Source organism: Pseudoalteromonas phenolica, assembly GCF_005876835.1.
In the GTDB taxonomy this organism is placed as follows: Bacteria; Pseudomonadota; Gammaproteobacteria; order Enterobacterales; family Alteromonadaceae; genus Pseudoalteromonas; species Pseudoalteromonas phenolica_B.
The window spans coordinates 1-13,026 of record NZ_PPSW01000007.1 but is presented as its reverse complement, the minus strand read 5'-3'; the positions used below and the strand labels follow the sequence as shown (position 1 = coordinate 13,026).

At 40.6% G+C, this 13,026-nt stretch carries 10 protein-coding genes; 6 read left to right on the top strand and 4 right to left on the bottom strand.

Translation table 11 applies throughout. The features are described from left to right. Window positions 1-6: 6 nt before the first annotated feature. A complete protein-coding gene (locus C1E24_RS03945) occupies window positions 7-174 on the bottom strand; it encodes a DUF2986 domain-containing protein (RefSeq protein WP_083496681.1) in 168 nt (55 codons plus the stop codon). 373 nt (window positions 175-547) lie between these two features. Here C1E24_RS03945 and C1E24_RS03940 point away from each other — a divergent pair, with 373 nt between their 5' ends. Continuing rightward, on the top strand, window positions 548-2,410 hold the full coding sequence (locus C1E24_RS03940; protein ID WP_138478945.1) for a DUF885 domain-containing protein: 1,863 nt from the start codon (window positions 548-550) through the stop codon (window positions 2,408-2,410). A gap of 83 nt (window positions 2,411-2,493) precedes the next feature. Here the strand turns inward: C1E24_RS03940 and C1E24_RS03935 are convergent, their stop codons facing one another. Continuing rightward, on the bottom strand, window positions 2,494-3,099 hold the full coding sequence (locus tag C1E24_RS03935) for an arylesterase (protein WP_138478943.1): 606 nt from the start codon (window positions 3,097-3,099) through the stop codon (window positions 2,494-2,496). Between the two features lie 615 nt (window positions 3,100-3,714). Between C1E24_RS03935 and C1E24_RS03930 the strand changes: the two genes are divergently transcribed. The 3 genes from C1E24_RS03930 (at window position 3,715) to C1E24_RS03920 (ending at window position 8,407) form a co-directional block, all read left to right on the top strand. Then, window positions 3,715-5,094: a M28 family metallopeptidase gene (locus tag C1E24_RS03930; RefSeq protein WP_138478941.1), complete on the top strand. Its 1,380-nt coding sequence runs from the start codon at window positions 3,715-3,717 to the stop codon at window positions 5,092-5,094. Window positions 5,095-5,360: 266 nt separating this feature from the next. Then, on the top strand, window positions 5,361-6,005 hold the full coding sequence (locus tag C1E24_RS03925; RefSeq protein ID WP_138478939.1) for a biosynthetic peptidoglycan transglycosylase: 645 nt from the start codon (window positions 5,361-5,363) through the stop codon (window positions 6,003-6,005). 272 nt (window positions 6,006-6,277) lie between these two features. Further along, a complete protein-coding gene (locus tag C1E24_RS03920) occupies window positions 6,278-8,407 on the top strand; it encodes a cation:dicarboxylate symporter family transporter (protein WP_138479619.1) in 2,130 nt (709 codons plus the stop codon). Between the two features lie 54 nt (window positions 8,408-8,461). Here the strand turns inward: C1E24_RS03920 and C1E24_RS03915 are convergent, their stop codons facing one another. Continuing rightward, a complete protein-coding gene (locus C1E24_RS03915; protein WP_138478937.1) occupies window positions 8,462-9,745 on the bottom strand; it encodes an oligosaccharide flippase family protein in 1,284 nt (427 codons plus the stop codon). A gap of 78 nt (window positions 9,746-9,823) precedes the next feature. Continuing rightward, a complete protein-coding gene (locus tag C1E24_RS03910) occupies window positions 9,824-10,387 on the bottom strand; it encodes a carbohydrate binding domain-containing protein (RefSeq protein ID WP_138478935.1) in 564 nt (187 codons plus the stop codon). A gap of 215 nt (window positions 10,388-10,602) precedes the next feature. Here C1E24_RS03910 and C1E24_RS03905 point away from each other — a divergent pair, with 215 nt between their 5' ends. Both C1E24_RS03905 and C1E24_RS03900 read left to right on the top strand, forming a co-directional pair. Further along, entirely contained in the window at window positions 10,603-11,142 is a 540-nt protein-coding gene (locus C1E24_RS03905; protein WP_240721934.1) for a GNAT family N-acetyltransferase, read from the top strand. A gap of 125 nt (window positions 11,143-11,267) precedes the next feature. Continuing rightward, entirely contained in the window at window positions 11,268-12,848 is a 1,581-nt protein-coding gene (locus C1E24_RS03900; RefSeq protein ID WP_138478933.1) for an EAL domain-containing protein, read from the top strand. Window positions 12,849-13,026: the final 178 nt, after the last annotated feature.

The window sequence follows — 13,026 nt, the reverse complement described above, 5'->3', positions numbered from 1 at the left end:
TGACTGCTAATCGCAAATTTCTGTTGAACTGTCAGTTTGAGCTTGTTGTTCGGCTTCTAACTTGGCACGTTCAGCTTTAGAAATGTACTTTGGTTTATTGCTCTTATGCAATTTTTCATTTGCTTTTTTGTCTTTCTTCTTTAGCTTTTCGTAGATTTTTTTACGTCTATTCATAGTTGGGGCGTATGTAGCCAATCTCGTTAAGTTGATAGAGCGCTATTTTAATACCAACCCTCAATAATACTCAATCATTTTGAGGGACTAAAACTGACGCTAGCTTTGTTAAAAATTTTTTATTTAGAACAACTAAACAGCAAAATCTTAGCCGTGCTATCGAGCAGTTTTCCTTGCCTCAAAAAGAGCGCTTAATTAAGAGGGCTGGTATAACTGTTTTTCAATAGGCAAAAAAGCAACAAGTACTTTCTTATTGTACTAGCACAACGACTTTAATTGTATACAATGTGCAAAGTGAGCTAAATAATAAAAATGACCAATATTCACAGGCAAATAAAATCTGGATATTGATGAGAATACCTTGGAGCCAAATATGATCAAACAAACCCTAACTGCACTTGCCGTTTGTGCGGTACTCGCCGGTTGCTCTACTGAAACAACACAAAAAACAAAGTCAGTAGCGGCGCAACAAGCTCAAGTAAGTCGAGCTGAAGTTGACAGCGTGGTTAATACCTACACGAAAAACTTCATCAATCATCAACCTGCTTTAGCAACGTCTTTAAAACTTGATAGTGCTGAGTTTGGTCAGTACGCAAATCGTTTACCAAATTACTCATTGGCAGGCATGCAAGCCCTGCAAATTGATATGGACAAAGCGGCGGAGCAACTTAACGCATTACAGAGTAAAAACCTCTCTGAGAAAGACCGCTTACATGTTGCCGTAAATGAAGTGATAGCTCGTTATTATGCGGGTGAAAAGCAGTTCAGTGGTGGTTATATTGATACGTGGGGCGGGCATTTACCGTATGTGGTAAATCAAATCTCAGGCCCATTAATTGATATTCCAAATATACTAAAAGATCAGCATGGTGTTACGTCAGAAAAAGATGCCACGGATTATCTTAAGCGTTTATCTGCGTTTGCAATTCTAACAGAGCAAGTACGCAGCAAGGTGGCAGATGATGCTAGCAAAGGCATTATCTTACCTAAACCACTTTTCCCAAACACCTTAGGATATTTAAATAATTTCACAGCGCCAGATGCATCTGAACACCCATTGGTGAGTAGTTTTGCTGAGAAACTTAATGAGCTCAATACGCTTGATGATAAAACCAAAGCAGTTTTAGTTAAAAAAGCGGCAAATATTGTTGAGTCTGAGATTTATCCTGCTTTTGCTAAAGTAAGTAAAGATATGCAAGCCCTTGAGGCAACTGCGCCGACAAAAGTAGGCATTTGGGCACAGCCAAACGGTGAAGCGTTTTATCAACATGAGATCACTTATTTAGCCGACTCAACTATGACAGCAGAAGAAATCCATAATGTGGGTTTAGCTGAAGTGAAACGGATTTCAGAGCAGATGGATGCGATTTTAATAGCGAACGGCTATGCAGAAGGCTCAGTTGGCGAGCGCATGCAAAAACTAAGCGAAGAACCGCGCTTCTTATTTGCTGACAGCGATGAAGGCCGTGAAGAGTTACTAGCGTTTTTACGTGGTGAAATTAAAACCATAGAAGAGAAAGCGCTCAATCTATTCTCATCTTTGCCTCCTCAAGCGGTTGAAGTAAAACGCATTCCTAAAGCTGTTGAAGCCGGTGCGCCAGGAGGTTACTACAATGCCCCATCACTGGACGGTAGTCGCCCGGGTATTTTTGCGATTAATCTAAAAGACATGAAAGCTGTCCCAAGTTTTGGCTTAAAAACACTGACTTATCATGAGGCTGTACCTGGTCATCACTTCCAAATAGCGTTAAATATGCTGCAAACAGATATTGGTCTAATGCGTCAGAATGCATCATTTAACGGCTTTATTGAGGGCTGGGCTCTGTATTCTGAACTAGTCGCTTACGAGATGGGCATGTACGAAAACGACCCATTTGGTGACTTAGGTCGCCTTCAAGCAGAAGCTTACCGAGCGGCGCGTTTAGTGGTTGATACTGGTTTGCACCACAAAAGATGGACGCGTCAGCAAGCAATCGAATACTTCGCCCAAGCGACGGGCTCAGCGATGAGTGATGTGGTGTCGGCAATAGATCGTTATATCGCATGGCCGGGTCAGGCACTAGGTTATAAGCTAGGCATGATTAAGTTTGTTGAATTGCGCGATAAAGCAAAAACAGAGCTTGGTGACAAGTTTGATATTAAAGCGTTTCATGATTTGATTTTGCTTAAAGGTGCACGCCCACTGGCCATTGTTGAAAGTGATGTTGATGTTTGGATAACAGCACAAAAAAGTTAAGTCAAAATCCAGCCATTAAAGGGAGCGATAAGCTTCCTTTTTTATTGTCGTTTTTAGAATCCGGCAGGTTTAAAAGCTAGTGGCTACAACGCCCCATTGTCTTTTAGAAGTTGATGAATTGATTCAGCCATCGTTTCATAACCAGCCCTATTGAAGTGAATGTAATCAGATTTCATGGATGGCTTTTTCATTAGCTTAGCGATTAATGTGGGCTCAAATACAATTTGATGTTTATCTGCTAGAGCTTGATAAAGCGGCGCGGAGCTCGAAAAAAGACTTTTTTGAGGCACACCAATGAGCACAACTTCAACGCCGTAGCTTTTCGCTATGTCTATCATGTGATTGAGATTTGCTTGGGTTTCATCGAGGCTCTTATTTTGCAAAATATCATTGCCGCCTTCTAATAAAATGACAATAGCAGGTGCATGTTGCTCAATGACATCGGCAAATCGATTTAGTCCCTCACTGGTTGTTTCTCCAGATATTCCCGCGTTGATTACTTTCACACCAGAGAGTGTCTCAAGCACGCTTGGATAACTATATTGCTTAGACACCCCAACACCTTGCGTTAAGCTGTCACCAAAGGCCAGAATAACATCATGCTGCTGTAAACGGGTTAGCTTGGGAGCATCACTGCATCCTGTTAAAAAGAAAATGAAAAGTAAGCTGAATATTTTCAAAAATGGCATGCTTAAACCTTAGCTGTGAGAAAATTGCTTTAAACAAGATATAAGCAACATCAAGTAAACGATTGAAAAGAATATAAAGGACTGCTTTAAGAAGCAACAATTAGGATTACGTTATTCACCTATTGAAAGGTGTTAAACGTAGTGGGCTTTTTCGTTTTCTGCTCTTTAAATTTAAGTAGGTTAAAACGTTGGTTAATACCAAAGAGCAAAGAAAGGAAAAATAAGCAGAAAAACAACATTACACTATAAATGTTATCTTCAATCATATTGAATACCAATAAAGCCAAAAAACAAAACGCAGCTAAAAAATATGAGCTTGGTTTAAAGACTTGCTTTGCCATTTAAAAGAAACGCCCTATCAAAAAGTTTATTAAGAATCATTATCAAGTTCCTAAATCTGCACCTAATTTTTAGAACTTGCAACTATTGTCGTTAGAATACATATAAAAACATCCTTTATTATTAACTTTAAATGATGCAGACAGTGCATCGATAAAATGTTTCCACTTTGAAAACGAACGGGATGAACCTACCGTATAGCAAGGTAACTTTACTTGTGAGACTTGTCTTAAAGGCATAACTTAAACGTTAGAACAATAAAAAAGGCGACAATATATGAAGAGCTTCATACCCATTGCACTGTCATCGTTATTCAGTCTGGTTGCGACAACAGTGAATGCAAACACGCAAATAGAATACATCGATCAACAAAAACTTCATGACATCAATAAAGCCATATCGGCGGCGAATATTGAAAAAGACATCAACAAACTTGTCAGCTTTGGCACGCGCCATACGTTGTCAGAAACAAAGTCGGATACTCGAGGTATTGGCGCGGCTAGGCGCTGGATAAAGGCTGAGTTTGAAGCTATTTCAAAAGCCTGTGGTGGCTGCTTAGAGGTGTATTACCAATCAGATGTTATCAGTGGTGAAAAGCGCATACCTAACCCAACTGAAGTGGTGAGTGTTATCGCTGTACAGCGTGGACAAACAGACCCCAATCGCTATGTGATGATGTCGGGTGACATAGATTCTCGTATCACGGATGTGATGAACTTCACCGATGATGCACCGGGTGCAAACGATAATGCATCGGGTTTGGCTGGCACGCTAGAGGCCGCGCGTGTTCTGAGCAAATACAAGTTTAATGGCAGTATTATCTATGCGGCGCTCGCGGGCGAAGAGCAAGGCTTGTTCGGTGGCAAGATTATGGCTAAGCAAGCAAAGGCAGACGGCTGGCGATTAAAGGCGGTATTGAATAACGACATGATCGGCAACATTGAAGGCGTGAATGGGGTGATCAACAACACTACAGCGCGCATATTCGCCGAAGGTACCCGACAAACAGAAAGCGAAGACGATATTCGCAACCGTCGTTTTCGTGGTGGCGAAGTTGACTCACCAAGTCGCAATTTGGCCCGTTACATAGATTGGATGGCCGACCGTTACATTCCAAATTTAGATACCATGGTGGTGTATCGTTTAGATAGATTCCGCCGTGGCGGACACCATCGTCCATTTAACGATTTAGGCTTTCCAGGTGTGCGTATTATGGAAACCAACGAGAACTACAACCGACAACATCAAGATTTACGCACCGAAAACGGTATTGTCTATGGTGACACCATTGATGGCGTCAACTTCGATTATGCTGCTAAATTAACCGCGCTCAATGCCGTCTCACTTGCTGGTATGGCTTGGGCGCCGACGCCACCAGCACAAGTCAGTATTAAAGGGGCTGTTTCGCCCGACACCACACTGTCGTGGCAACTCGCAGATAACAAAGAAAACCCACAGCTAGCAGGTTATAAAATTTATTGGCGATTAACTGATGCACCGCAATGGCAATACAGCAAGTTCGTTGGCAAAGTTGATAGCTATACGCTGAAAAATGTGGTGATTGATAACTACTTCTTTGGTGTTGCTAGTGTCAGCAAAGACGGATTTGAAAGCCCAGTGGTGTTCCCAGGTCACGCTGGTGATTTTGGAGACTAAATTAAAAAACCTGAAGAGGATCTGCTTCAGGTTTTAATTTTTCCACATTACATACTCTTAAGGCATTCAATGTTTTCATGTTTGATCAAAAAGTTTGTCTCAGTTAAAAACTCGGTATCTATAAATAGCTTATTATGCATTTTTTCAGCATATCGAATCCTTTAAGGGAACGTTCAGCATAATAATACTATTAATTAACTCAGCTTTACTTAAAGGGCTTAGCTCTTTTTCCTGCGTTAGATTAATGATTAAGTTAAGGATAAGGTATGAGGGTATTGAAGTATGGGATGTCCATTATCATTTTATTGTTTGTTTCTTTGTGCATATATGAATCTTATTTATTAAAGCAAGCGCAGGATAAAACCCCTGAGATCAGAGAGCGTTTTTTAAACGGGCACGAGGTCATATGGAGTGACATGCCAAAACATAGGCTAGAGATGTTGCTGAAAGTTGAAGATCCAAATTTTTACAATCATGATGGGGTTGACTTTCAAACACCGGGTGCTGGCCTAACAACAATCACGCAAGGGTTGACTAAGTTCATGTACTTTGATGATTTTCGCCCTGGCTTTAAAAAGATCGAGCAGACATTGATAGCTAAATTTGTTTTAGACAAGCAGTTCACGAAAGATGAGCAGTTGTCTATATTCTTAAATCACGCCTATTTGGGGGGCTTTGAAGGCAAAGGAATAAGAGGGTTTCAGAAAGCTTCAGAAGTATATTTTGGTACCGATCTGATTAATTTAAGTGATGAGCAATATCTTTCACTTGTTGCAATGTTAGTGGCACCAAATGCATTACATATAAAAAAATCCCCAGAAAAAAATGCTCAAAGAGTGAAGCGGATCGAAATGGTACTGGATGGCTTATATGTTCCAAAAGATCTCACAGATATATTTTACGATAGATAGAGAAAATGTCGTCTTATTTACCTTTGTGAGCGGCCAAGATGCCAGAAAATATCAACCGCTAACGGCTGAAGGCTTAAAAGTTTGTTAATTCAATACCCGTATGTCATTAAAGCTCTGTTTATTACACAAAGTGGTCACACGTATTCATTCTTAAGTCAGTTTACTTTCCTATAATCCCGCCCTTTTCTAAATTTAAATAACTATTTAAAGAATAATAAGTGGTGAGCGATATTGTGAAAACCTTATGGGCTTTTTTAGGTAACCGAAATTGGATGCTTTGGGCGCTGTTGCTAGGCGTGGCAACGGGACTTATTTTTGGTGAGCGGGTGGCATTTTTACAACCGATAGGCACTGGCTTTGTTAAGCTGATGCAGATCACGATTTTTCCTTATATTGTGGTCAGTTTAATTGTTGGTTTAGGTAAGTTTAATCCCGAGCAAGTTCGCAGCATTTTAATTAAAGCAGCGACAGTCATGGTCATGCTGTGGGTGCTAGGTTTGGCTGCAATTTGGTGCTTTGCTTTTACATTGCCCCAGCATGATGCGGGCACGTTTTTTTCACCTGCACTGATATCTCCAGCAGGGCCAATCGACTTTGTTGAGCAATATATTCCCGATAATCCATTTGCCTCTTTGGCCGAAGGTAACGTGCCAGCCATCGTGATATTTTGTATTGCGCTCGGTATGTCACTGATTGCCAACAAGCGTAAAGGACAGGTACTCGACTTTTTAGAAGTGGTTGGGCAAGGCTTAACGGTGATCTCTAAAAAGGTTATCGCGATTTTCCCGATTGGTATTTTTGCTATGACTGCCAGCACGGCGGGTACGCTGAGTGTCGAGCAGCTACATAACTTACAAGTCTACTGGGTGCTGGTATTATGTTTGGGTTTGTATTTAATGTTAGTGCTTATGCCCATGCTGGTGGCCGCTGCAACCCCCGTTAAATATCGAGATCTTATTTATGTGATGCGCAATGCGTGGATCACGGCGTTTAGTACCGGCAACGTGTTTATTGTTTTGCCCGTTATCACAGAAGGCATTAAAGCGCATTTACGCAAAATTGGTCGAGCTGATGAGCAAGCGGATCATATTGCCGAAGTCTTAGTGCCGATTGCTTATACTTTCCCAAGTCTTGGTAAGTTAACCACCTTAATGTTTGTGATGTTCGCTGCTTGGCTAACGGGTAACCCCGTGAGCTTTACTGATATTCCTAACGTGACTTTGTCGGCTATGCTCAGTTATTTTGCCAATGTGCACATTGCTATTCCATTTATGCTTGATACGCTGCGCATTCCTGCAGATAGCTACCAGCTTTACCTGTCAATGTCGGTATTGAGTGCCAAAGTTGTCTCGCCAACCACAGTGGTTTATATCTTTTCCTTTGTACTATTGAGTATTTTTTATTGTCGAAAACAGCTGCATTTTAAAAGGTTAAGAGCGGCTTATTATGTGATTTTGCCATCGGCGCTATTGCCTGCTTTTATGCTGGCCAGTTTTACTTTTAATACTCAACTGGCTGCGAGCAGCAAAGCGGCGAATGAAGTCATAGCGAACATGGTGGTGTCAGACAAAGTGCCAGCACATGTGTTAAACCATGTACCAAAAGCCTACCAAAGCGGTGAGTTATCTTTAACTAATATTGACGTCATTAAGAGGCGCAACTTACTACGTATTGGCTATGTAGTCGATAACGTACCGTTTAGTTATTTCAATCAGAAAAATGAACTTGTAGGCTTTGACATTAGCCTGGCCCATAAATTAGCCAGTGACTTAGATGTTGAAGTCGAATTTATTCCATTTAAGAAATACCAATTGAGCGAATATCTTAATAAAGGATATTTCGATATTGCGATGTCGGGCCTCGAGATAAATGTAGCCGACTTAACAAAAGTGCGTTTCAGCCATAAGGTGTTAGAGCTGCAATTGGCAATTTTAGTGAAAGACTATGAGCTAGCGCGTTTTAAAAGTATTGAGCAAATTAGAAGCTCAGGTGATTTAAACTTTGCGCATATGGAATATGGCCCTTTGTTAAAGCAGGTGAGCCAGCGCACCAGCTCAATTCAGTTTAAACAGCTGACGACTTTGCAAGATTACTTTAAATCATCAGAGCAGTTTGATGGTTTAGTCATTAGTGCTGAAGCAGGGTTTGCATGGAGCATGTTCTACCCTGAATATGGTGTCGTTGTGCCTGCAGGCGGAATGCAAAAGTACCCGGTTGGTTTTGCCGTTGCAAAACGCAATCTAGATTTATTGAGTTATGTCGATGCTTGGCTGGCTATTCAACAAACCAATGGCAGCATTGATAATGCCTACAATTATTGGATTTTAGGGCAGGGAACCCAGTCAAAAGAAACCCGCTGGTCAGTACTTGATGATGTGATAGAGTCAGATAAGAAAGAGTAGCGAAGCACCATAAATATTAGAGAGAGCACGAGTTAATTCCGTGCTCTTTTTAGCTTAGCTCTCAACGGAACTGAGCAAATTATTATCTAAGCGGTGATGCAAAAGAACAGCCAAGCTCCATGCAGATAATGAGAGGGCCGTGGCAAGTGCAGCACCAGTTAAACCAAATTTAGGAATAAATAACATATTGGCAATCACATTAATCGCAACTGCAATCACACCAAACTCAACCACTTGCTTACCTTGCCCTGTATATTGCAGCCAAGTGGCAGTGATCGCCGCAACAGCCGTTATCGCATAACTTGGAATTAAAATCAGTAGGGCATTTTTCGCATCAGAATAGCCAGTACCGAACAGCTTCAATAAGTCATCAGAGATAAACCAAAGTAATGAACCGACTACAGTGGTCATGACTAGGGTAATAAACCGTGCTTTTCCAAAAAGTTTGCTAGCTAAATCTGGATTACTATCAAGTTGCCTGCCAATAAGTGGTAGAAATAAACTGGCAATTGTAACCTGCGTTACAGGAATGATATGCGCAAGGGTATTGGCTGCAGAAAAATGCCCAACATCGTGCTCATTTGACAACCATTCAAGCATTAATAAATCAGTTTGATTTAACATCAGCGTTACCAGCATAGCTAACATCATAGGAATTGATTGTTTAAGCAATGTTTTATCTAAGGTGGCGGGCTCAAAAGGCGTGAGAGTAATGATATTCTTTTGAAATAATAACCATATTTGCCATACCACAATGACAATCACGATCATGATCCCCGCAAAAATGACAAGCTCAACACTGATATCAATATAAAAGTACGCTAACGCTAGGACTGCGCATGTTTTTAAAAGAGGGAGAGCAACACGCCATGGTAAATTAGAAAAAGCCAGTAGTTTGGCGCTTTGCAGTACTCGACTTAGTAGAGCACCCAGCGCAATAATAGGGACTGCAACAATCATTAAAGATAGGGCATGGTGGCCATCAGCATCGAAATGAATGACATGGAAATAACTTAAAAACCAAATCAGTGAGATAATAAAAATTGAAATGATAAACGCACGTTTTATATAGCAAGCTAAATACGCTGATACCGCTGAGTTATCTTTATTAGCGATATGCTTAGATAAAATTCGAGGGGCGAGTCTGTCACCACCAAGTAAAACCAATACTGATGCAAGCATAGTGATACTGTATGCGACTTTATAGTCACCATATTGATGTGCTTCTAAATGCTGACTTAATGTGACATTGAACCAATAATCAGCTGCATAACCAAAAATGATTGAGAAAACGAGTAGCCAGGTACCTCGGCTTAAATAGTTTTTTTGGTCTTCCACATTCTTACCCTAATTCGCGTTTTTTAATAAATTATCACTAAACTTTGAATAGAATGTGGAAGTAGTCAGCCTGAGGTATTATTTAACACTCACGCTTTGTATTTTGATGTAAGCCTCACCACCTTTAGCATCGGTTAAGTCTGGGACAAAATACAGCGCAGAGACATGATTTGTAATAATGCCTTTATCGATTGAAGAAGCGGGTGTCCAACTCGGTCGTTGAAAGTCATTTAGGGTGACCGTCTGAGTCGTCCAAGTACTGGCTGCAGGTAAAACAGTTTGGTAATGAGCATATGTTTTATCGCCTTCTCCCCCATAGTCTTTTTGCGATAACTTGATGACCATGTCTTTATCACTTTGGTAGGTCAGAGTAATGCTTGCCTGCTCCGGCAACTGCTTGTTTGGTAAATCGTAAATTAGCTCAACCCAAGAGTTGTTTAGCTTGTCTACTCGAGGAACTCGTTTAAAAGCAATTTCTACACGCTCTGTGGTGACGAGTGAGCCATTCAAAATAGCTTGGCTACCGTGAGGATCGGTTGCATAACGCCATTGCGTTTCATCCAGTTTGGTTGAGTCTGTAACTTGGCAGCCAAGTAAAACAACAGAGAGTATGGCGCCTATGCCGAGAGCTAACTTATTCATGAGAGTGTCCCTTTATTATTGATAACGTCACGATAAAGGTGAGGTGATATAAAAAGCAAAAGAATCCGACAGGCTGAAAAGTACATATATGAAGGTTTTGAAAGCCATTGCACTGTTATAGCCAGTTAAAAATACTAAGTTGGTGCAATATAAAAATAGCAGTGAATTTTTTTCAATAAAATCAGAGCGAAAAATATGGTCTAGGAGTTGCTTGTATGTTGTCGGATAAATTTAAAAGTGACTTTATTATGACAGCGGCATTATGTTACCAAAACACAGCTTCCCTTCATTTTTTACCAGCTCAAATACGCATAGGTGGGCTTGAAGAGCGACAAGTGATCAAGCTTTTGAAAGAGCATATCATTGATATGTATGCAACCTCACCAGAAGAGTGCGTGCATACTCTAAATATTAATGCACTACAAAGTGAGACCATTAAATTTTGGAGTGCGTGGCGCGGTGATGAAGCCGTAGGATGTGTCGCGATTAAATATTTATCACCTTATCACTGTGAAATAAAATCAATGCGCACCAGTAATAAAGATAGAGGCACAGGAGTGGGTCGTCAATTGCTCGAGCATGTTATTCAGTATGCCAAACTCAACGGTGTAAAACGTTTGAGTCTAGAAACCGGCACCATGGATTTCTTTGCCCCTGCTCGCAAATTGTATGCTCAAAATGGCTTTGAACCATGTGGCCAATTTGGTGATTATGAGGTTGATCCACACTCGTGTTTTATGACTTTGATCCTCTAACAAGAAATATCTGTACCTAAATGTAATATATTTGAAATAAATCTGTAGTAATGTCAGTGCCTTCAAAGTTATAGCAAGTTATCAATAAGCTTGCTGAGGTGGCGGCAAAGTCAGGTTAGGGTAAAGTGCCGAAATTCAGATATAAATTCAAAGCATTCAGTATTGCGCTGGCAGGGATGCTGATCGTCATCGCAATACTTTACCCAAGAGAAATAGCCAATAAAAAGCAAGCTTTGCTCACTCAGGTACAGTCTGACTTTAATTGGTTATTACGAGATTTAAACCAACAGCTCGAACAACTTAATCACTTCTTTACAGAGCATGACGACTTAGACGCGGCTTGCACTGATCAAACCTTGTATGAGCTTCGCCGTGCGCACTTTAAAATTCCAAATATTGCCGAAATGGGCATAGTGAACCCAAACGGTGAATTAATTTGTACCAGTTGGAGCAAGCTCGATACCCCTCTTAAAACCGCGGGGCCAAAGCCGGCTCGTTCGGCAGAGTTACGTTTCTTTGGGCCAATTCACACTAGCTTTATTGGTGAGGCTGCGCTGGTTATCGCGAAAACCCGTACCGATGGCTATGAGATAAACGCACTGTTACCGCAATCTATATTAAATCGCCACTTGGATGACTTAGATAGACCTTATAACTACATTGTGATTGCCGACTCAAAATCGGGTGTGCCGATTTTTAAAGTGGGCGCTTACAGCTTGCCCGTAGACAATCAGCTATTTCCTATAAATGAGCCAATTACGTTCGAAAATAGCCTGTTTGATGATGGCCAGTCGCACGTGCTTGTGGCATCTCCTCTTGCAAACTTATCATCCTTGTCGTTGTTGTTAGCCATCAATGAAGATGCGCTTTATAAAAAAGTCTATCAGCCATCTACTATCAGCTTAGTCATTTATGGGGTGACATTTTTGTTGTTGTTTTTATTAGTTAAAAACTATCAAAAATATTATCAAAGTCGTAAAAGTCAGCTCAAAGATGCCATTGCCCAAGGGCAAGTGACTAATTTTTATCAGCTCATTTGGGATACCAGAACCCGTGGTTTTATCGGTGCAGAAACCTTAGTACGCTTAAATGATCCGATTGAAGGCATATTGACCCCTAACTTGTTTTTGGCAGACATTGAAGCCAATAATCTACTCAAAGAGATGACCTATGAAATCATCAAAACACTGATAAAAGACGCCGAAGTACTCACTCAGCAGCATAAAATTAAAAAAGTAAATATCAATATCACTGGCGAGCATTTAAAAGATGCGCATTCTAAAGCTCTGATACTAGAGTTAAATCAGCTTATTCCCTTGTTAGTACTGGAGTTGACCGAAAATGAGCTGTTAGAGTTTGATAATCAACAAGTGATGCAAACCATTCAAGACTTTAAAGCAGAAGGAATTTTATTGGCGATAGATGACTTTGGTACAGGCTATGCGGGCTTACAGTATTTAAAGTCGTTACCACTAGATATTATCAAAATTGATCAAAGTTATGTGGCGGCTATTGGCACCGAATCTCAACTTGCGACTATGTTAGATGCCCTGATAGAACTTGCTAAAACCTTTAAAATTGATGTGGTGGCAGAAGGCGTTGAGACTCAAGCACAAGCCGATTACTTGATCGATAAAGGCGTGTATTTACATCAAGGTTGGAAATACCACAAAGCTTGTTTGCTGAGTGATATTTCCATTCGATAATTGGTTTATAGTTTAGTCAAAGCTATAACGTCTTTTAATCTCAACAACCTCGACGACATAAGATTTATACCATTTATCACGACCCAATTGCTGCGCAACGGCATGTTGGCTGTCTTGGTGCCAGCGTTTTATGTCATCTTCGTTAAGCAAACAATACCAATCCTCAATAATACTCAAT

Bases quoted from the DNA above. Each gene is read 5' to 3' on its own strand.
- C1E24_RS03925 (WP_138478939.1), top strand. From the start codon at position 5,361: ATGAGGGTATTGAAGTATGGGATGTCCATTATCATTTTATTGTTTGTT.
- C1E24_RS03905 (WP_240721934.1), top strand. From the start codon at position 10,603: ATGTTGTCGGATAAATTTAAAAGTGACTTTATTATGACAGCGGCATTA.
- C1E24_RS03920 (WP_138479619.1), top strand. From the start codon at position 6,278: ATGCTTTGGGCGCTGTTGCTAGGCGTGGCAACGGGACTTATTTTTGGT.
- C1E24_RS03910 (WP_138478935.1), bottom strand. From the start codon at position 10,387: ATGAATAAGTTAGCTCTCGGCATAGGCGCCATACTCTCTGTTGTTTTA.
- C1E24_RS03945 (WP_083496681.1), bottom strand. From the start codon at position 174: ATGAATAGACGTAAAAAAATCTACGAAAAGCTAAAGAAGAAAGACAAA.
- C1E24_RS03930 (WP_138478941.1), top strand. From the start codon at position 3,715: ATGAAGAGCTTCATACCCATTGCACTGTCATCGTTATTCAGTCTGGTT.
- C1E24_RS03935 (WP_138478943.1), bottom strand. From the start codon at position 3,099: ATGCCATTTTTGAAAATATTCAGCTTACTTTTCATTTTCTTTTTAACA.
- C1E24_RS03940 (WP_138478945.1), top strand. From the start codon at position 548: ATGATCAAACAAACCCTAACTGCACTTGCCGTTTGTGCGGTACTCGCC.